Here is an 18,975-nt window from a genome sequence, read left to right as displayed (position 1 = left end):
AGGACACCCACGGCGGCCGGGACGGCGTCCCCGTGAGGTGACGCCGCCGGTCCGCCGCACGAACGCGCCCCGCCCGGACGTGTCTCATCACCCGCACGGGGCTTCTCGCTCGTCCGGGACCTGAGGCCCGGCGCCTACTGCACGAACGCGTCGCACACCGCGTCGTACCCGCGGGTCCACCACACCGCGAGGGCCGACGCGGCCGGGAACTGGGTGTCCGCGCGCGTGTCGCCGCGCTCGTAGTGCCAGCGCAGCATCCAGAAGTCGTTCAGCCGCTCCCACCACACCCGGTGCACGGCCGCGGACAGTTCCGAGGGCGTGGCGCCGGCCGCGCGCCGGTACGCGCGCGCGTAGGCACGCACTTTCGGCAGGTCCAGGGTCCCGCCGGGCGCCACGAAGAAGATCACGGCGGCGCGTACGGCCTCCTCCGCGCGCGGCTGCACACCGAGCCGGTCCCAGTCCACGATGGCGGCCGGGGCGTCGTCCTTGTAGAGCAGGTTGAACGGGTGGAAGTCGCCGTGCACCCAGCCCACCGAACCGCCGCGCGGCGGGCGCCGGTCCGCGTGCTGTTCCAGGAGCGCGCGGCGTTCCAGCAGCCGGTGCCGGGCGAGTTCGTCGAAGGCGTCGGCGGGGCGGTGCCGCCGCACATGGGCGAGCAGGTCGTCGATGAGGGCGAAGGTGTCGGCCGGGTCCGCGCTCTCCACCGGGTGGGGACTCGTCGCAGGGCGCGTGCGCCCCTTGGGGGGCATCACGCGCTCCAGACAGGCGTGCACGGCGCCCAGGAGCGCCCCCAGGCGCGCGCTCTCCCCTCGGGTGAGCTGGCCGCCGTGCCGGTGCCTGCCGTCGATCCAGGGGTGCAGGGCGTAGGCGTGGCCGCCGACGACGGCGACCGTGCGGCCCTCGCGGTGCGCGAGCGGTACGGCGACCGGGACGCCGAGGTCGGCGAGGCGCCGGGTGGCCAGGTGCCGGCGTTCGATGGCGGCCGGGTCGGCGGTGTCCGGGTCGAAGTGGTGCTTGAGGAAGTAACGGCCGCTCGTGGTGCACAGCCGGTAGCCGCGGTTGAGCAGGCCCTGGTCGACCGGGTCACAGGTAAGGGCGGTACCCGCGGCGTACAGGCGGAGCAGGGCGCCCAAGGGGAGTGCGTGGGGCACGGGGGGTGGTACACATGAGCGCGGCACGCGCCAGATGCTAGGGCACGCGCGGCCCCTGTGAGCTGGGGCTTGTCACAGACAGTCGCCAGTGGTCGCTTTCGGTCACGAGATGGGCCTTTCCGTCTCCGCGCGGGCCGCGGCGAGGTCTTCGTCCGTACGCGCCCGAGGGCCTCATCCGTATGCGGGAGAAATACCGCGACTTTTCCCTCTTCGTGTGCGAGGCCGGTCTCACATGAAACTCTTCCCGTGACCTGGGTGCGCGGGATAACGTGCGGATGCTCCGGACTGCCGCAAGGCTGTGACCAGCGCGCTTCCGCATCGCCTCGATTTACTTGGAAATCCAAGCAAAATCGCAGGTCAAACGGGGTTTCACAGAAATGTGGGGCACTGGGTAACGTGATGGTTGCAGGGCGCTCGCCGGGGCACCTGTCACGCCTGTTCCCGGCCGAGTGGCACCCACCCCGTGCCCGGTGGTCGAAACAGGTGAGCCGCACTGGCCTACCGGCAACCCCGGGGGCCGGAACGACGGAGGAGCACACGTGACCGTGGAGAGCAGTGCCGCGCGCAAGCCGCGACGCACCGCCGCAGGCAAGGCCGGCACCACCGGCGGCAAGACCGGCACCACCGGCGCCGCGACCGGAGCCACCGGCACCAAGCGCACCACCCGCAGCACCGCCAGGAAGAGCACCGATCCGGAGCTCGTACAGCTCCTGACGCCGGAGGGCAAGCGGGTCAAGAACGCCGAGTACGACGCCTACGTCGCCGGCATCACCCCTGAAGAGCTGCGCGGCCTGTACCGCGACATGGTGCTCACCCGCCGCTTCGACGCCGAGGCCACCGCCCTCCAGCGCCAGGGCGAACTGGGCCTGTGGGCGTCCCTGCTGGGCCAGGAGGCCGCCCAGATCGGCTCCGGCCGGGCCACCCGCGAGGACGACTACGTCTTCCCGACCTACCGGGAGCACGGCGTCGCCTGGTGCCGCGGCGTCGACCCGACCAACCTGCTCGGCATGTTCCGCGGCGTGAACAACGGCGGCTGGGACCCGAACAGCAACAACTTCCACCTGTACACGATCGTCATCGGCTCCCAGACGCTGCACGCCACCGGCTACGCGATGGGCGTCGCCAAGGACGGCGCGGACTCGGCGGTCATCGCCTACTTCGGCGACGGCGCCTCCAGCCAGGGCGACGTCGCCGAATCGTTCACCTTCTCCGCGGTCTACAACGCCCCCGTGGTGTTCTTCTGCCAGAACAACCAGTGGGCGATCTCCGAGCCGACCGAGCGCCAGACCCGCGTCCCGCTCTACCAGCGCGCGCAGGGCTACGGCTTCCCCGGCGTCCGCGTCGACGGCAACGACGTCCTGGCCTGTCTCGCGGTCACCAAGTGGGCGCTGGAGCGCGCCCGCAACGGCGAGGGCCCCACCCTGGTGGAGGCGTACACCTACCGCATGGGCGCGCACACCACCTCCGACGACCCCACCCGCTACCGGGGCGACGAGGAGCGGCTGGCCTGGGAGGCGAAGGACCCGATCCTGCGGCTCCGCCGGTACCTGGAGGCCTCAAACCACGCGGACGAGGGATTCTTCGCGGAACTTGAGACCGAGTCCGAGGCGTTGGGCAAACGAGTGCGCGAAGCGGTCCGCGCCATGCCCGACCCGGACCACTTCGCCATCTTCGAGAACGCATACGCGGACGGGCACGCGCTCGTCGACGAGGAGCGCGCCCAGTTCGCCGCCTACCAGGCGTCGTTCGCCGATGAAGGGGGTCACTGAGATGGCCGAGAAGATGGCGATGGCCAAGGCCATCAACGAGTCGCTGCGCCGTGCCCTGGACACCGACCCCAAGGTGCTGATCATGGGTGAGGACGTCGGCAAGCTCGGCGGCGTCTTCCGGGTGACGGACGGGTTGCAGAAGGACTTCGGCGAGAGCCGGGTCATCGACACCCCGCTCGCCGAGTCCGGCATCGTCGGCACCGCGATCGGCCTGGCCCTGCGCGGCTACCGCCCGGTGGTGGAGATCCAGTTCGACGGCTTCGTCTTCCCGGCCTACGACCAGATCGTCACCCAGCTGGCCAAGATGCACGCCCGCTCGCTGGGCAAGGTCAAGCTGCCGGTCGTCGTCCGCATCCCCTACGGCGGCGGCATCGGCGCGGTCGAGCACCACTCGGAGTCGCCGGAAGCGCTGTTCGCGCACGTGGCCGGCCTGAAGGTGGTCTCCCCGTCCAACGCGTCGGACGCGTACTGGATGATGCAGCAGGCCATCCAGAGCGACGACCCGGTGATCTACTTCGAGCCCAAGCGGCGCTACTGGGACAAGGCCGAGGTCGACTTCGAGGCGATCCCCGCCCCGCTGCACAAGGCGCGCGTGGTCCGCGAGGGCACCGACCTGACGCTGGCGGCCTACGGCCCCATGGTGAAGCTGTGCCAGGAGGCGGCGAACGCGGCGGCCGAGGAGGGCAAGTCCCTGGAGGTCCTGGACCTGCGCTCGGTCAGCCCCCTCGACTTCGACTCCGTCCAGGCCTCGGTGGAGAAGACCCGCCGCCTGGTCGTGGTGCACGAGGCACCGGTGTTCTTCGGCTCCGGCGCGGAGATCGCCGCCCGGATCACCGAGCGCTGCTTCTACCACCTGGAGGCACCGGTCCTGCGGGTCGGCGGCTACCACGCCCCGTATCCGCCGGCGCGCCTGGAAGAGGAGTACCTGCCGGACCTGGACCGTGTGCTCGACGCCGTCGACCGCTCGCTGGCGTACTGAGGAGAGGGTCGTGACGACGATGACGGAAGCGTCCGTACGCGAGTTCAAGATGCCCGACGTGGGCGAGGGACTCACCGAGGCCGAGATCCTCAAGTGGTATGTCCAGCCGGGCGACACGGTGACGGACGGCCAGGTGGTCTGCGAGGTGGAGACGGCGAAGGCGGCCGTCGAACTGCCCATCCCCTACGACGGCGTGGTCCGCGAACTGCACTTCCCCGAGGGCACCACGGTGGACGTGGGCACGTCCATCATCGCGGTGGCGGTGGCCGGGGCCGGCGGTGCCGCGCCGGAGGCCCCCGCCGAGCAGCCCGCGGCGGCCCCCGCCCCGGCGAAGGAGGAGCCGAAGCCGGAGGGCCGCCAGCCGGTCCTCGTTGGGTACGGCGTGGCGGCCTCCTCCACCAGGCGCCGCCCGCGCAAGGGCCCCGAGGTCACCGTCCCGGCGCCGGCGCAGGCGGTCCAGGCGGAGCTGAACGGCCACGGCGGCGCGGTCGCCGGGAAGTCCCGCCCGCTGGCCAAGCCCCCGGTGCGCAAGCTGGCCAAGGACCTGGGCGTCGACCTGGCCGCGATCACCCCGTCCGGCCCGGACGGCATCATCACGCGTGAGGACGTCCACGCGGCGGCCACGCCCCGGACGGCCGAGCCGGCCGCCCCGGTCACGGCGGCGCCCGCCGCTCCCGCGGCCCCGGCGCCCGTGGCGTCGTACGACACCGCGCGGGAGACCCGCATCCCGGTCAAGGGCGTCCGCAAGGCCACCGCGCAGGCGATGGTCGGCTCGGCGTTCACCGCGCCGCACGTCACCGAGTTCGTGACGGTGGACGTGACCCGCACGATGAAGCTGGTCGAGGAGCTGAAGCAGGACAAGGAGATGCAGGGCCTGCGGGTGAACCCGCTGCTGCTGATCGCCAAGGCCCTGCTGGTCGCCATCAAGCGCAACCCGGACATCAACGCGTCCTGGGACGAGGCGAACCAGGAGATCGTGCGCAAGCACTACGTCAACCTGGGCATCGCGGCGGCCACCCCGCGCGGTCTGATCGTCCCGAACATCAAGGACGCGCAGGACAAGACGCTCCCCGAACTGGCTCAGGCGCTGGGCGAGCTGGTGTCCACGGCCCGCGAGGGCAAGACCTCCCCCGCGGCGATGCAGGGCGGCACGGTGACCATCACCAACGTCGGCGTCTTCGGCGTCGACACGGGCACCCCGATCCTCAACCCGGGCGAGTCGGCGATCCTCGCGGTCGGTGCGATCAAGCTCCAGCCGTGGGTCCACAAGGGCAAGGTGAAGCCGCGTCAGGTCACCACGCTGGCCCTGAGCTTCGACCACCGGCTGGTGGACGGCGAGCTGGGCTCGAAGGTGCTCGCGGATGTCGCCGCGATCCTGGAGCAGCCGAAGCGGCTGATCACCTGGGCCTGACCGCCCGACGACTCGCCGGTGCACGGCGAAGGGCCCGCCGCACGGGGTGCGGCGGGCCCTTGTCGTCGGTGCGTCAGCCGAGCTTGGCGAAGCCGTAGTTGAGCAGCTTCTTCGCGTCCGCCTCGCGCTGGGTGATGGAGGAGGAGGCGAGGACGGTGCCGATGACGGTCTTGCCGTTCCGGGTCGCGGCGAAGACCAGGCAGTACTTGGCCTCGGGGCCGGAACCGGTCTTCACGCCGATGGTGCCGCTGTAGCTGCTGAGGAGCCCGTTGGTGTTCTTCCACGGGTTCATCGTGCGGGTGCTGCCCGTCTTGGTGATCGTCTTCGCGGTGTACGACTTCGTCTTGACGATCGTGCGGAACGTGGAGCTCTTCATCGCGCTGCTGGCGATCTTCGTCAGGTCGCGCGGCGTCGAGTAGTTGGAGCCGTTGCCGATGCCGTCGAACGAGTCGAAGTGGGTGTTCTTCAGACCCAGGTTCTTGGCGGCGGTGTTCATCTTGCCGATGAAGGACTTCACCCGCGCGGCCCGCGTGGAGCCGGAGCCGAACTTGTCGGCGAGCGCGTAGGCGGCGTCGCAGCCGGACGGCAGCATCAGGCCGTACAGCAGCTGGCGGACCGTCACCTTGTCGCCGACGATCAGGTGGGCCTGGGAGGCGTTGTTCTTGACGACGTAGTCGCTGTACGCCTTCTGGATCGTGACCTTGGCGTCGAGGTTCAGGTTCGACTGCGCGAGCACGACCTTGGCGGTCATGATCTTGGTGGTGGAGCCGGTGGAGCGCCTGGTGTCCGCCGCCTTTCCGTACAGCGTCGCGGCGTTGGCGTTGTTCATCACGAACCCGCCCTTGGCCACGATCGTCGGCGCGGTGACGGCCTGTGCGGGCGCTGCGGTGAGGGCACCGGTCGCGAGCAGCGCGCCGGACGTGACGGCGACGGCAGTTGCTCTGCGGAGGCGGATGCCCTTGATGCCGGTAATCAAAGTGATATACCTCGAATGTCTTGAATGCCCCTGGATTGCGGCCGAGTTGAGGTGGCAAGCGGGAGGGGGCCGCATAGGTGTGACACGTAAGTAGCACAGAAGGTTGTGCGGTCGCCGAGAGAGACGTGCGTCACGTCCGTATGATGGACGGTCCGGCCCTTGCGTACGTGTTGTATCTATGCTGTGGGCATGAACACGGCCGTCGAGCAGTCCGCCCCTCAGTCCCTCAAGCCGCCACCCGCCGCCGACCGCGTGTACACCCACGTCAAGCAGGGTGTGCTCGACCGCCGCTACGAGGGCGGCACCCTGCTCACCGAGGGGGAGCTGGCCGAGGCCGTCGGGGTCTCGCGCACGCCCGTCCGGGAGGCGCTGCTGCGGCTGGAGGCCGAGGGCCTCATCCGGCTCTACCCGAAGAAGGGCGCCCTGGTCCTGCCGGTCTCCGCGCAGGAGATCGCCGACGTGGTGGAGACCCGGCTGCTGGTCGAGGAGCACGCGGCCCGCAAGGCCGTACCCGCGCCGCCGGGCCTGCTGGAGCGGCTGGCCGAGCTGCTGGAGCAGCAGAAGGCGCAGGCCGCCGCCGGCGACCTGGCCGCCGCCGCGGTCACCGACCGCTGCTTCCACGCCGAGATCGTGCGCAGCGGGGGCAACGAGATCCTCTCCCGGCTCTACGACCAGCTGCGCGACCGGCAGCTGCGGATGGGCGTCGCCGTCATGCACTCCCACCCCGACCGGATCGCCAAGACGCTCGCCGAGCACGAGGAGATCCTGGACGCGCTGCGCGCCGGCGACGCCGAGGCGGCCGTCGGGATCGTGCACCGGCATGTGGGCTGGTTCTCGCACCTGGCACGGGGTGAGGTCCGATGAGCCTTCCGGGGCGCGGCGCCACCCTTCCGGGCGATCCGCCGGGCGGGCGCCGGGCCGTCGCCGTCTGGTCCATAGGCGTGGCCGTCTACTTCGTCGCCGTCATCTTCCGTACGTCGCTGGGCGTGGCCGGCCTCGACGCGGCCGACCGCTTCCACGTGGGCGCCTCGGCGCTCTCCACGTTCTCCATCCTCCAGCTGCTGGTCTACGCGGGCATGCAGATACCCGTCGGCCTGCTCGTGGACCACCTCGGCACCAAGAAGGTGCTGAGCATCGGTGCGGTGCTCTTCACCGCCGGACAGCTGGGCTTCGCCTTCTCCCCCTCGTACGGCACCGCGCTCGCCTCCCGGGCGCTGCTGGGCTGCGGCGACGCGATGACCTTCATCAGCGTGCTGCGGCTCGGCACCCGCTGGTTCCCGGCCCGGCGCGGCCCGCTGGTCGCTCAGCTCGCGGGCCTGGTCGGGATGGCGGGCAACCTGGTCTCCACCCTGGTCCTGGCCCGGCTGCTGCACGGCATCGGCTGGACCCCGGCGTTCGCGGGCAGCGCGCTGGCGGGGGCGGTCGTCCTCGTGCTCACCCTGCTCTTCCTGAAGGACCACCCCGAGGGGCAGGAGCCGGAGCCGTCCCCGCACCGGGGCGCGGCCTACGTCCGCCGGCAGATCGCCGCCTCCTGGCGGGAGCCCGGCACCCGCCTGGGCCTGTGGGTGCACTTCACCACCCAGTTCCCGGCGATGGTGTTCCTGCTGCTGTGGGGCCTGCCGTTCCTGGTCGAGGCGGAGGGCCTCAGCCGCGCCACGGCCGGCGAGCTGCTCACTCTCGTCGTGCTGTCCAACATGGTGATCGGCCTGGTCTACGGCCAGATCGTCGCCCGGCACCACGCGGCGCGGCTGCCGCTGGCGCTGGGCACGGTGGCCGCCACCGCGCTGCTGTGGGCGGCGACCCTGGCCTACCCCGGGGAGCACGCGCCGATGTGGCTGCTGCTGGTGCTGTGCGCGGTGCTCGGGGCGTGCGGACCGGCGTCCATGCTCGGTTTCGACTTCGCCCGGCCGGCCAACCCGCCCGAGCGACAGGGCACGGCGTCCGGCATCACCAACATGGGTGGCTTCATCGCCTCCATGACGACGCTCTTCGCGATCGGCGTGCTGCTGGACGCGACCGGGGACGACTACACCGTGGCGTTCAGCGCCGTGTTCGTGCTCCAGGCGCTCGGGATCGGTCAGATCCTGCGGCTGCGGGGGCGGGCGGCCCGGCGGGAGCGCGAGCGGCTGGTCGCCAGCCGGGTGGAGACGGTGCACGTGCCCGCGGCGTGAGCCGCGGGGCATCCCGCCCGCCCGTGCTTCTCCGGTCGGCCGGGAGGCCGGCCGGGTGCCGTCACGGCGTCACCGCGAAGTGGCGCAGGATGGCCGCCGCCAGCTCCTGGTCGCCCTCCGTCTTCACCCGGTCCGCCACCGCCTCGGGGCTCACCCGACCGCAGGCCAGACGGACGTAGGTCTCCCAGTCGAGGGTGAGGGTGGCCGCCGGGCCGAGGGCGGGGACGGTCTCCAGGGTGCCGCGGCCCTGGATGTCCACGCGGACCGTGCGCAGGAACTCGACCGGGCCGTGCACGTCGAACACGATCGCCGAGCTGCGCGGGGCGTTCGCGTCGTGCGCCACGACCTTGGGCAGCGCCTCCAGCAGGACGTCCCGGGTGACGTAGGCGCCCGGCGAGTCCAGGTTGCCGGGGCGGCCGAGGGCCGCGCGCAGGTCCTGCTCGTGCACCCACACGTCGAACGCGCGGGCGCGGTAGGCCTGTTCCAGGGTGATCTCCGTGCCCAGCGGCCCGCGCACTTTGGTGCCGGGGTCCCGGGCCTCGTTGCGCAGCTGGCGGTTGCGGCGGATGACCGTGTACTCCAGCTCGGCCGTCATCTCCGGCGCCGTGTGGTGGCGGCGGACGTCGACCTGCATCTCCATGTAGCGCTGGTGGTCGGTGGTGACGTGGAAGAGGTCGCGCGGCAGGGAGTGGATGGGGCGCGGGTCGCCGAGCATCTCGCAGTCCAGGCCGATGACATGGGACACGACGTCCCGCACCGACCAGCCGGGGCAGGGTGTCCGCCGGTTCCACTCGCCTTCGACGAGCGACTGCACCATCTCGGATATCGCTTCGATGGAGTGGGTCCAGGCGTCGGCGTAGGGCTGGAGGGTGGGATGCAGACTCACGGAACGGGACCCCTCGGCGGTCGGTACACGGGCAGGTTGTGGCGGCATGGCCAGTGGGCGGCTGCACTTCGGCGGGTGTCTTGGAGTCCCCCAGGTTCTCGACTGTGCTCGAACTGGGGGCACCCCCAAGTTACGCTGCTGAAAGGCACCCCGGCAGTGCTTTCGTGTGACGATCGTAGGCCCGTGTGGACGACTCGAATGCCAGGACGGTGGTAGTGTGCGCGCCTCGCTGATCCAGATCGCCGTGGACGAGGGCGAACCGGTCGACTCCCGGCGCCGGCGCGTGGCCGCGCTGGTGCGGGAGCAGAGCGGCGCCGACCTCGTCGTACTGCCCGAACTGTGGACGACCGGTGCCTTCGCCTTCGAGGAGTTCGGCCGGGCGGCCGAGCCGCTCGAAGGGCCGACGTACGAGGCCATGGCCAAGGCGGCGAGCGACGCGGGCGTGTGGCTGCACGCCGGTTCCCTGCCCGAGAGGGACCCTGACGGCACCCTCTACAACACGTCCCTCCTCTTCTCCCCCTCCGGTGAGCCGGCCGCGGCCTACCGCAAGATCCACCGCTTCGGCTTCGACAAGGGCGAGGCGGTGCTGATGGGCGCCGGCCGGGACCTGGTGACGGCCCGGCTGCCCGGGACCACGCTCGGCCTGGCCACCTGCTACGACCTCCGTTTCCCCGAGCTCTTCCGCGGTCTGGTCGACGCCGGCGCCGAGACGCTGGTGATCCCGGCGGGCTGGCCCGAGCGGCGACGCGCGCACTGGACGCTGCTGGCCCAGGCGCGGGCGGTGGAGAACCAGGCGTTCGTGCTCGCCTGTGGAACGGCCGGGACCCACGCCGGAGTTCCGCAGGCGGGTCACTCGATCGTGGTGGATCCGTGGGGCGAGGTGCTCGCCGAGGCGGGCCCCGGAGAAGAGGTCCTCACGGTCGACCTGGACCCGGCGAAGGTCGGCGCGACCCGCGAACAGTTCCCGGCGCTCAAGGACCGGGTGCTGGGCCTGGAACCGCCCCGGCGCCCGCGCTAGTCCCCGTCAGTCCTCCTCCCCCTCCTTCTCGGCGAGGTGGATCACGCACACCGCCACCGCGATCAGCAGCGCCGGGTCGGCGTCCTCCCGTACGACGTCCACGCCGTACGTGTCGCGGACGCTCAGCCAGCGGCGGGAGATCACCGCGAGGAGTTCGCCGTCGTACTCGACGGCGAACTCGCGGTCCAGGATCTTTCCGCTGACGTCGAGTTCGGTGCCGTCCACCAGGGAGACCCGGTAGTGGTTGCGCAGCAGGGACAGCCGCTTGCGCCGGATCCTGGCCAGGGGCTCGCCCTCGCGTTCGATCAGCATGGTGTCGCGCAGGGCGAACATCTTCTGGTGGATGTCGATCAGGACCCGCCCCTCGGTGTCCTTCAGCTCGAAGGTGTCCCGCAGGCGCATCGCCTTGCCGTCGACGAGGAACACCTTCCGGCCGTGTTCGTCCTCGATCCACCAGTCGTCACCGATGCCGAGGATCCGGTCGCGTACGAGGAATCTCATACGGGTCATGCTTCCCCGGCACCGGTCGATCGTCACGGGTCGTGCTGGTTCGTCAGGCCGGCCCGAGGCGTCGTGCGTGACCCCGACGCCGTACCGCCCGGGGCGAGCGGGCCGGATCGCGGGCGACCGCGGACCCGGACCCGGGTCCGTCTCACGCCGTCCTGACCCGGCCCTGCCGACCGGCCGCACCTTCCACGGGCGCCGTCCCGAACCGCCTGAGGTACTGCGAGGGGCTCAGCCCCGTCTCCCGCCGCAGCCGCGCCCGCAGATTGGCCGCCGTACCCAGGCCGCTGCGCGCCGCCACGACGTCCAGTCGCTCCTCACCCCGCTCGATCAGCCGGCACGCCAGCGCCACCCGCTCCGCGGTGAGCCAGGCCAGCGGGGTCGTGCCCAGCCGGCTGCGGAAGCGCCGGTGCAGCGTGGCCGGGCTGACCGCCGCGCGGGACGCCAGGCCGGCCACCGTCAACGGCTCGTCCAGCCGTTCCTGCGCCCACGCCGGCAGCGGGCCGAGGGACTCGTCGGGCACGGCGGGCACCGGCCGCTCCACGAACTGCCGCTGCCCGCCGTCCCGGTGTGCGGCGAAGACGAGCCGCCGGGAGACGTGGTGGGCGATCTCCGCGCCGTGGTCCCGGCGGACCAGGTGCAGGCCGAGGTCGAGCGCGGAGGCGCTGCCGGAGGCGGTGAGGATGTCGCCGTCGTCCACGAAGAGCACGTCCGGTTCCAGGCGCACCGCGGGGAAGCGGGACCGGAAGGACTGTGCCCACATCCAGTGACAGGCCGCGCGGCGCCCGTCCAGCAGCCCGGCCTCCGCGATCGTGAACGCGCCCGAGCAGAAGCCGACGAGGCGGGCGCCACGCGCGTGTGCCCGGCGTACGACGTCCAGGACGCGCTCCGCGCGCGGGACCTCGGTGTCCGGGCGGTTCGGCACGATCAGCGTGTCGGCCTCCTCGGAGGCTTCCAGACCGGCCACTCCGCCCAGCGTGAAGAAGCCGTCCCGCATCCGGGTGTGCGGCTCGGCCGCGCACAGCCGGAAGTCGTACTTATCCGAGCAGTGGAGCCCCCGCATCGTCACCGCCGTCAACGACTACGACGTCCGCGTGGCGAAGGTGGAGGGCGAACACCTCTGGCACGCGCACGAACACACCGACGAGTTCTTCCTGGTCCTCCCCGGCGAGCTGCACATTGGTCTGCGCGAACCGGCCGGCGAGCGCACGGTGGTCCTGCCCAGGGGATCGGTGTTCACCGTCCCGCGCGGCACCGAGCACAAGCCGTACGCGCCCGTGCCCACCGAGATCCTGCTCTTCGAGCCCACCGGGACGCTGACCGTCGGCGACCGGCACGAGGACGTCCCCGGCCACGTGGACGCGACCACGGGTCACGCGCTGGCGTGACCCGCTCCTGACGGGACGCCGGAATCCACCGGGACACCAGGTGTTCCGCGGGTGAACTTCCGGTTCTCCCAAGGGTGTTGGCCAACCAACGGGAGCAGCCCCGAGTCGAACGGTGCGGAAGCCGGCGGAAGCCGGCCGAACAGTCCGCCCGTTCCTCCCGGAGGTCCACCATGTCCGCTCGCGCCCACCGCCGCCGGCCCGTCCGCGCGCTCGCCCTGGCCGTCGGCACGGCCGCCGCGCTGGCCGTGCCGTTCGCCCTGTCCGGCACCGCGTCGGCGGCCACTTCGCCCGCCACCGCCGAGGTCAACCAGTACGACTGGCAGCTCACCTACAAGGCCGCCCCCGGCCAGACCAACAAGGCCACCGTCACCGCGTCGCTCACCGCCGACCGCACCGGCATCACCTACGTGATCGACGACACCGTCGCGATCAAGGCGGGCCACGGCTGCGCCCACCCGGACGGCGCGGACCGCACGAAGGTCTCCTGCACGGTCACCAGCCTCGACAGCCAGGACCCGTACGCCGCCCTGGTCGTGGACCTCGGCGACCGCGACGACACCCTCGCGTACAGGAACGCCACCGACCAGATCTACTACTACGCCCAGATCTCCCTGGGCTCCGGCAACGACAAGGCGACCGACTCCGGCCGCCTCGACGGCGCCTACGTCTCGGGCGACGCGGGCAACGACCGGCTCACGGTCGGCAAGGAGGGCCTGGCCTGGGGCGGCGACGGGAACGACACGATCAACGCGAGCGGTGGCGACAACATCGTGCAGGGCGGCAAGGGCGACGACGTGCTGCACGGCGGCGCCGGCGCCCAGGACCTGGCCGGTGACGAAGGCAAGGACACGATCACCGGCGGCACCGGCGACGACGTCCTGTACGGCAACAGCGGCAACGACAGACTGTACGGCAACAGCGGGAACGACAGGCTCTACGGCGGCCCAGGCCGGGACACGCTCTCCGGCGGCCCCGGCCGGAACGTGGTCCACCAGGGCTGACGGCCGCGCCGGTCACGGGCGGGCCGCCCCGCGCCCGGGTTTTCCACAGGCGCCGAAACGGCTGTCGGCGTCAGGTGGCACTCTTGGAGCCATGACCGACTCCGCACCCCGACGCGCCCGAGTCCGCGCCCCCGAGCTGATCGGCAAGGGTGGCTGGCTGAACACGGGAGACCAGCAGTACACCCTCGCCGACCTGCGCGGACGCATAGTCGTCCTGGACTTCTGGACCTTCTGCTGCATCAACTGCCTGCACGTCCTGGACGAGCTGCGCGAGCTGGAGGAGAAGCACCAGGACACGCTCGTGGTGATCGGGGTGCACTCGCCGAAGTTCGTGCACGAGGCGGAGCACCAGGCGGTCGTGGACGCCGTGGAGCGCTACGGCGTGGCGCACCCGGTCCTGGACGACCCCGAGCTGGCCACCTGGAAGCAGTACGCGGTCCGCGCCTGGCCGACGCTCGTGGTGATCGACCCCGAGGGGTACGTCGTCGCGCAGCACGCGGGCGAGGGGCATGTGCACGCCATCGAGCGGCTGGTGACCGAGCTGGAGGCCGAGCACGAGGCCAAGGGCACCCTGCGCCGTGGCGACGGGCCGTACGTCGCACCGGAGCCGGAGCCGACGGCGCTGCGCTTCCCGGGCAAGGCCCTGCTGCTGCCGTCCGGCACCTTCCTGGTCAGCGACACCACCCGGCACCAGCTGGTGGAGCTGGCCGAGGACGCCGAGACCGTCGTACGGCGCATCGGCTCCGGCACGCGCGGATTCGCCGACGGGGGCCCGCGGGAGGCGTCCTTCAACGAGCCGCAGGGCCTCGCCCTCCTCGACGACGGCTCGGTGGTGGTCGCCGACACCGTCAACCACGCCCTGCGCCGCCTGGACCCGGTCACGGGCGAGGTGACCACCCTGGCGGGCACCGGGAAGCAGTGGTGGCAGGGCTCGGCGACCTCCGGCCCGGCCCGCGAGGTGGACCTCTCCTCGCCGTGGGACGTGGCGGTCTTCGGCGGCAAGGTGTGGATCGCGATGGCGGGCGTCCACCAGCTGTGGACGTACGACCCGGCCGAGCGCACGGTCGCCGTGGCGGCCGGCACCACCAACGAGGGCCTGGTGGACGGGCCCGCGGCCGAGGCATGGTTCGCCCAGCCCTCCGGCCTCGCGGCCACCGCCGACCGGCTGTGGCTCGCCGACTCCGAGACGAGCGCCCTGCGCTGGGTCGGCCTCGACGGGCAGGTGCACACCGCCGTCGGCACCGGCCTGTTCGACTTCGGCCACCGGGACGGCGCCGCCGACCAGGCCCTGCTCCAGCACCCGCTGGGCGTCACCGCCCTGCCGGACGGCTCGGTCGCCGTCGCCGACACCTACAACCACGCCCTGCGCCGCTACGACCCGGCGACCGGCGAGGTCACCACGCTCGCCACCGATCTGCGCGAGCCCAGCGGCGCCGTCCTGGCCGGTGAGGACATCGTGGTCGTGGAGTCGGCCCGGCACCGGCTGACCCGGCTGCGGCTGCCGGAGGAGGCGGTGCGCGTGGAGTCGGTCGCCCACCGCACCCAGCGCGCCGCGACCGAGGTCGTCCCCGGCGCGCTGCGCCTGGACGTGATCTTCCAGGCCCCGGCGGGCCAGAAGCTCGACATACGCTACGGCCCCTCGACCCGGCTGCTGGTCTCCGCCACCCCGCCCGAGCTGCTGCTCAAGGGCGAGGGAGCGGACACCGACCTGTCCCGCGACCTGGAACTGAACCCGGACGTCACGGAGGGCGTCCTGCACGTCTCCGCGATGGCGGCGTCCTGCGACGACGATCCGGCCAACGCATACCCGGCCTGCCACGTCCACCAGCAGGACTGGGGCGTCCCGGTCCGCCTCACCGAGGGCGGTGCGGACCGGTTGCCCCTGGTGCTGGCCGGGATGGACGACACCGCCCCCGGACAGGGCTGAGCGGCGCGGCCGGCGGGCACAGAGCTGGGCACGGCTGAACCCACCTTCACAGGCCGGTGGGTTCAGCCGTCAGACGCCGTAGCCGTCGGAGTAGCCGTCGACGCGGTGGTGGCGGGGTTCTTCCTCCACCACCGGCGTCGTCGGCGGGACCACCACGCGGCGGCGGCGGGCTATTCCGCTGAACGTCGCCACGCCGATCAGGCCCACGGCCATCAGGATCAGGCCGACGACGGTGAGGTTGACGCCCTGCATGTGCCAGTCGGTCGCGAACGTCAGAATGGCCCCCACGGCGATGAGGATGATGCATCCGCCGAGACCCATGAGACCTCGCCTCCCCTTCTGGTTCCGGAATCTCCGGTGCCCTCCGGGTACCCGGCGAGGCCCCGACTAGCCCTCCAGGAAGGCGGTCAGGGCGTTCGCCAGGAGGAACGGGTCGTCGGCGCCGCACAGTTCACGGACGCTGTGCATGGAGAGGATCGCCACGCCGATGTCGACCGTGCGGATGCCGTGCCGGGCCGCGGTGATCGGGCCGATGGTGGTGCCGCACGGCATGGAGTTGTTGGAGACGAAGCTCTGGAAGGGGACGTTCGCCTTCTCGCAGGCCGCGGCGAACACCGCGCGGCCCGAACCGTCGGTGGCGTAGCGGTTGTTGACGTTGACCTTGAGGATCGGGCCGCCGTTGACCCGCGGGTGGTGCGTCGGGTCGTGCCGCTCGGCGTAGTTGGGGTGCACGGCGTGGCCCGTGTCGGAGGACAGGCAGACCGTTCCGGCGAAGGCGCGGGCCCGGTCCTCGAACGACCCGCCGCGCGCGAGGACCGAGCGCTCCAGGACGGTGCCGAGCAGCGGGCCGTCCGCGCCGGTGTCCGACTGGGAGCCGTTCTCCTCGTGGTCGAAGGCGGCCAGCACCGGGATGCGGGTGAGCGCGGCACCGGAGGCTGCCGCGGCGACGAGGGCGGCGACACCGGCGTGCACGGACAGCAGGTTGTCCATCCGCGGACCGGCGACCAGCTCGCGGTCCCGGCCGAGGTAGGCGGGCGGCTCCACCGGGTACGTCATCAGGTCCCAGCCGGCCACCGAGCCCGCCGTCAGCCCGGCCTCCTGCTCCAGGAAGGCGATGAGTTCGCCGTCCAGCACCTCGTTGCCGAGGCCCCACACCGGCTGGAGGTGCCGCTGCTTGTCCAGCTTGAGCCCCTCCGAGCTGACCGAACGGTCCAGGTGGATGGCGAGCTGCGGCACCCGCAGCAGCGGCCGGTCCACGTCGACCAGGACCGAGGAGCCGTCGCGCAGGGTCAGCCGGCCGGCCAGGCCGAGATCCCGGTCCAGCCAGGAGTTCAGCAGCGGGCCGCCGTAGATCTCGACGGCGACCTGGCGCCAGCCGTGCGCCCCGCTGTCCGGGCGCGGCTTGACCCTGAGGTTCGGGGAGTCGGTGTGCGCGCCGATGATGTGGAAGGGGGTGTGCGGCTCGGCGCCCTCGGGCACGTACCAGGCCACGATCGCGCCGCCGCGCAGCACGTACTTGCCGCCGTACGTCCCGTCCCAGGCGTCCGTCTCCGCCACCTGCCGGAAGCCCGCCTTCTCCAGCCGGGCGGCGGCGTTCGCCACGGCGTGGTACGGCGTCGGGCTCGCCGCCAGGAAGGACATCAGGTCGTCGGTGTGGCCGCGGTCGAAGGTGAGAGGCGCGCGCGAAGCGCCCCCGGGAGGGGCGGCGGCGGATGACGGGCGGGCTGGTGCGCTCATGGGATTCACCTTAACGACGTGCACGGGCCCGCTCCCGGTAAGGAGCGGGCCCGTGCGAGGAATCGACGGGGTCGTCCGGAACGTCCGGACGGGCCGGTTAGAACGCCGCCTCGTCCAGTTCCATCAGGTCCAGCTCGACGCCCGCGGCGACCTTGCGGGCGAGGGTGACGCCCGGCAGGACGTTCGCCGCGAAGAACTTCGCCGCGGCGATCTTGCCCGTGTAGAACGCCTTGTCCTTCGCCGAGGCCGTGGCCAGCTTCTCGGCGGCGATCGCGGCGCCCCGCAGGAGCAGGTAGCCGACGACGACGTCACCGGAGGCCATGAGCAGGCGGGTGGTGTTCAGGCCGACCTTGTAGATGTTCTTGGTGTCCTGCTCGGTGGCGGCGAGGTCGGTCAGCATCAGGCCGACGATCGCCTCCAGCTCCACGGCCGCCTTGGCCAGGTGCTCGCGGGCGCCGGCCAGCTCCTCGCCGCCGGTGCCGAGCGCCAGGAACTTCTTGATGTCCTCGGCGAGGGAGTTCAGCGCGGCGCCCTGGTTGCGGACGATCTTCCGGAAGAAGAAGTCCTGGCCCTGGATCGCCGTGGTGCCCTCGTACAGGGTGTCGATCTTGGAGTCCCGGATGTACTGCTCGATCGGGTACTCCTGGAGGAAGCCGGAGCCGCCGAAGGTCTGAAGCGACTGGGCGAGCTGCTCGTAGCCCTTCTCGGAGCCGTAGCCCTTGACGATGGGCAGCAGCAGGTCGTTCAGCGCGTGCTCGGCGGAGGCGTCCTCGCCGTTCGCCTCCTTGATCTGGATCGCGTCCTGGACCGAGGCGGTGTGGAGGACGAGGGCGCGCATGCCCTCCGCGTACGCCTTCTGCGTCATCAGCGAGCGGCGCACGTCGGGGTGGTGGGTGATGGTGACCTTGGGCGCGGTCTTGTCCATGAAGTTGGCCAGGTCCGGGCCCTGGACGCGCTCCTTGGCGTACTCCAGCGCGTTGAGGTAGCCGGTGGAGAGCGTGGAGATCGCCTTCGTGCCGACCATCATGCGGGCGAACTCGATGATGCGGAACATCTGGCGGATGCCGTCGTGCTTGTCGCCGATCAGCCAGCCCTTGGCGGGGTGCTTGTCGCCGAAGGTCATCTCGCACGTGTTGGACGCCTTCAGGCCCATCTTGTGCTCGACGTTGGTCGCGTAGACGCCGTTGCGCTCGCCCAGCTCGCCGGTCTCGAAGTCGAAGGTGTACTTCGGGACGAGGAAGAGGGACAGGCCCTTGGTGCCGGGGCCGGCGCCCTCGGGACGCGCGAGCACGTAGTGGAGGATGTTCTCCGACATGTCGTGCTCACCGGAGGTGATGAAGCGCTTCACGCCCTCGATGTGCCAGGAGCCGTCCTCCTGCTGCACGGCCTTGGTGCGGCCGGCGCCCACGTCCGAGCCCGCGTCGGGCTCGGTGAGGACCATCGTCGAGCCCCACTGCTTCTCGACGGCGATCTTGGCGATGTGCTTCTGGACCTCGTTGCCCTCCTCGAAGAGGATGCCGGCGAACGCGGGGCCGGAGGAGTACATCCACACGGCCGGGTTGGCGCCCAGGATCAGCTCGGCGTAGGCCCAGATCAGGGAGCGCGGCGAGGTGGTGCCGCCGATCTCCTCGGGCAGGCCGAGCCGCCAGTACTCCGAGTCCATGAAGGCCTGGTAGCTCTTCTTGAAGGACGCGGGCACGGGCGCGGTGCTGGTCTGCGGGTCGAAGACCGGCGGGTTGCGGTCGGCGTCGGCGAAGGACTCGGCCAGCTCGTTCTCGGAGAGGCGGGTCAGCTCCTCCAGGACGCTCTTGGCGGTCTCGACGTCCATCTCCTCGAACGGGCCGGTGCCGTACACCTTGTCGCGCCCCAGTACTTCGAAGAGGTTGAACTCGATGTCGCGGAGATTCGACTTGTAGTGCCCCATGGCGACGGCTCCGTAGAGGGATCGGCGAGGCACTTGCTCCTCGCACCTAGTTCACGTACCAACAAGTAGCTCCGATGATGCTACCCGCGGGTAATAAGAAGCAACCCCGATCCGGGCATCTGTGACCCACCCC

General features: G+C 71.5%; 16 protein-coding genes and 1 pseudogene. 9 read left to right on the top strand and 8 right to left on the bottom strand.

Annotated elements, in window-relative coordinates; translation table 11 throughout:
• Positions 1–134: 134 nt before the first annotated feature.
• Positions 135–1,151, bottom strand: coding sequence for a phosphotransferase (locus IE294_RS19950; protein WP_189887978.1), 1,017 nt, complete (start codon positions 1,149–1,151; stop codon positions 135–137).
• Positions 1,152–1,690: 539 nt separating this feature from the next.
• On the opposite strand from IE294_RS19950, the gene pdhA reads away from it, so the two are divergent.
• From pdhA to IE294_RS19935, 3 genes are read left to right on the top strand one after another with little or no spacing between them, the layout of a single operon-like run.
• On the top strand, positions 1,691–2,920 hold the full coding sequence (gene pdhA / locus IE294_RS19945) for a pyruvate dehydrogenase (acetyl-transferring) E1 component subunit alpha (protein WP_014673837.1): 1,230 nt from the start codon (positions 1,691–1,693) through the stop codon (positions 2,918–2,920).
• Between the two features lies 1 nt (position 2,921).
• On the top strand, positions 2,922–3,899 hold the full coding sequence (locus IE294_RS19940) for an alpha-ketoacid dehydrogenase subunit beta (protein ID WP_189887975.1): 978 nt from the start codon (positions 2,922–2,924) through the stop codon (positions 3,897–3,899).
• Positions 3,900–3,909: 10 nt separating this feature from the next.
• A complete protein-coding gene (locus IE294_RS19935; protein WP_189887972.1) occupies positions 3,910–5,310 on the top strand; it encodes a dihydrolipoamide acetyltransferase family protein in 1,401 nt (466 codons plus the stop codon).
• A gap of 73 nt (positions 5,311–5,383) precedes the next feature.
• Here the strand turns inward: IE294_RS19935 and IE294_RS19930 are convergent, their stop codons facing one another.
• Positions 5,384–6,286 carry a D-alanyl-D-alanine carboxypeptidase family protein gene (locus IE294_RS19930; RefSeq protein WP_189887969.1) on the bottom strand — a complete coding sequence of 301 codons (903 nt, stop codon included), beginning with the start codon at positions 6,284–6,286 and terminating at the stop codon, positions 5,384–5,386.
• 189 nt (positions 6,287–6,475) lie between these two features.
• Here IE294_RS19930 and IE294_RS19925 point away from each other — a divergent pair, with 189 nt between their 5' ends.
• Complete coding sequence (locus IE294_RS19925) at positions 6,476–7,150, top strand: GntR family transcriptional regulator (RefSeq protein ID WP_189887966.1); 675 nt, start codon at positions 6,476–6,478, stop codon at positions 7,148–7,150.
• Positions 7,147–8,457 carry an MFS transporter gene (locus tag IE294_RS19920; RefSeq protein ID WP_189887963.1) on the top strand — a complete coding sequence of 437 codons (1,311 nt, stop codon included), beginning with the start codon at positions 7,147–7,149 and terminating at the stop codon, positions 8,455–8,457. The genes IE294_RS19925 and IE294_RS19920 overlap by 4 nt, the downstream gene beginning before the upstream one ends.
• 61 nt (positions 8,458–8,518) lie before the next feature.
• On the opposite strand, the gene IE294_RS19915 is transcribed toward IE294_RS19920, so the two are convergent.
• Entirely contained in the window at positions 8,519–9,343 is an 825-nt protein-coding gene (locus tag IE294_RS19915; protein ID WP_189887960.1) for a maleylpyruvate isomerase family mycothiol-dependent enzyme, read from the bottom strand.
• Between the two features lie 217 nt (positions 9,344–9,560).
• Here IE294_RS19915 and IE294_RS19910 point away from each other — a divergent pair, with 217 nt between their 5' ends.
• Positions 9,561–10,361 carry a carbon-nitrogen family hydrolase gene (locus IE294_RS19910; protein ID WP_189887957.1) on the top strand — a complete coding sequence of 267 codons (801 nt, stop codon included), beginning with the start codon at positions 9,561–9,563 and terminating at the stop codon, positions 10,359–10,361.
• A gap of 6 nt (positions 10,362–10,367) precedes the next feature.
• On the opposite strand, the gene IE294_RS19905 is transcribed toward IE294_RS19910, so the two are convergent.
• Both IE294_RS19905 and IE294_RS19900 read right to left on the bottom strand, forming a co-directional pair.
• Positions 10,368–10,862 carry an LURP-one-related/scramblase family protein gene (locus IE294_RS19905; protein ID WP_014673847.1) on the bottom strand — a complete coding sequence of 165 codons (495 nt, stop codon included), beginning with the start codon at positions 10,860–10,862 and terminating at the stop codon, positions 10,368–10,370.
• A 151-nt stretch (positions 10,863–11,013) separates the two neighbouring features.
• A pseudogene (locus tag IE294_RS19900) lies at positions 11,014–11,901 on the bottom strand (helix-turn-helix domain-containing protein); the annotation flags it as partial.
• Between IE294_RS19900 and IE294_RS19895 the strand changes: the two are divergent.
• From IE294_RS19895 to IE294_RS19885, 3 genes are all read left to right on the top strand, one after another.
• Complete coding sequence (locus tag IE294_RS19895; RefSeq protein WP_189888262.1) at positions 11,861–12,253, top strand: cupin domain-containing protein; 393 nt, start codon at positions 11,861–11,863, stop codon at positions 12,251–12,253. The pseudogene IE294_RS19900 and the gene IE294_RS19895 sit on opposite strands and share 41 nt — an antisense overlap.
• Before the next feature lie 170 nt (positions 12,254–12,423).
• The gene (locus IE294_RS19890) at positions 12,424–13,254 is read left to right on the top strand and encodes a calcium-binding protein (RefSeq protein ID WP_189887951.1); all 831 of its coding nucleotides are present in this window, start codon (positions 12,424–12,426) and stop codon (positions 13,252–13,254) included.
• A gap of 91 nt (positions 13,255–13,345) precedes the next feature.
• Entirely contained in the window at positions 13,346–15,181 is a 1,836-nt protein-coding gene (locus IE294_RS19885; RefSeq protein ID WP_189887949.1) for a thioredoxin-like domain-containing protein, read from the top strand.
• Positions 15,182–15,250: 69 nt separating this feature from the next.
• Here the strand turns inward: IE294_RS19885 and IE294_RS19880 are convergent, their stop codons facing one another.
• The 3 genes from IE294_RS19880 to IE294_RS19870 all read right to left on the bottom strand — a co-directional run bounded on the left by IE294_RS19880 (position 15,251) and on the right by IE294_RS19870 (position 18,842).
• Positions 15,251–15,502, bottom strand: coding sequence for a DUF6458 family protein (locus IE294_RS19880; RefSeq protein WP_014673852.1), 252 nt, complete (start codon positions 15,500–15,502; stop codon positions 15,251–15,253).
• 66 nt (positions 15,503–15,568) lie between these two features.
• Positions 15,569–16,918, bottom strand: a complete 1,350-nt coding sequence (locus IE294_RS19875) for a M18 family aminopeptidase (RefSeq protein WP_189887946.1) — start codon at positions 16,916–16,918, stop codon at positions 15,569–15,571.
• A 97-nt stretch (positions 16,919–17,015) separates the two neighbouring features.
• Complete coding sequence (locus IE294_RS19870; protein ID WP_189888260.1) at positions 17,016–18,842, bottom strand: acyl-CoA dehydrogenase; 1,827 nt, start codon at positions 18,840–18,842, stop codon at positions 17,016–17,018.
• Positions 18,843–18,975 lie beyond the last annotated feature (133 nt).

Origin of the sequence: Streptomyces canarius, from assembly GCF_014650735.1 — a bacterium.
Classification (GTDB): Bacteria; Actinomycetota; Actinomycetes; order Streptomycetales; family Streptomycetaceae; genus Streptomyces; species Streptomyces olivaceoviridis.
The sequence above is the reverse complement of the archived record's forward strand: the minus strand, read 5'-3'. Positions and strand labels throughout refer to the sequence as shown.

Bases quoted from the DNA above. Each gene is read 5' to 3' on its own strand.
- IE294_RS19925 (WP_189887966.1), top strand. From the start codon at position 6,476: ATGAACACGGCCGTCGAGCAGTCCGCCCCTCAGTCCCTCAAGCCGCCA.
- IE294_RS19870 (WP_189888260.1), bottom strand. From the start codon at position 18,842: ATGGGGCACTACAAGTCGAATCTCCGCGACATCGAGTTCAACCTCTTC.
- IE294_RS19880 (WP_014673852.1), bottom strand. From the start codon at position 15,502: ATGGGTCTCGGCGGATGCATCATCCTCATCGCCGTGGGGGCCATTCTG.
- IE294_RS19885 (WP_189887949.1), top strand. From the start codon at position 13,346: ATGACCGACTCCGCACCCCGACGCGCCCGAGTCCGCGCCCCCGAGCTG.
- IE294_RS19920 (WP_189887963.1), top strand. From the start codon at position 7,147: ATGAGCCTTCCGGGGCGCGGCGCCACCCTTCCGGGCGATCCGCCGGGC.
- IE294_RS19890 (WP_189887951.1), top strand. From the start codon at position 12,424: ATGTCCGCTCGCGCCCACCGCCGCCGGCCCGTCCGCGCGCTCGCCCTG.
- IE294_RS19905 (WP_014673847.1), bottom strand. From the start codon at position 10,862: ATGAGATTCCTCGTACGCGACCGGATCCTCGGCATCGGTGACGACTGG.
- IE294_RS19875 (WP_189887946.1), bottom strand. From the start codon at position 16,918: ATGAGCGCACCAGCCCGCCCGTCATCCGCCGCCGCCCCTCCCGGGGGC.
- IE294_RS19940 (WP_189887975.1), top strand. From the start codon at position 2,922: ATGGCCGAGAAGATGGCGATGGCCAAGGCCATCAACGAGTCGCTGCGC.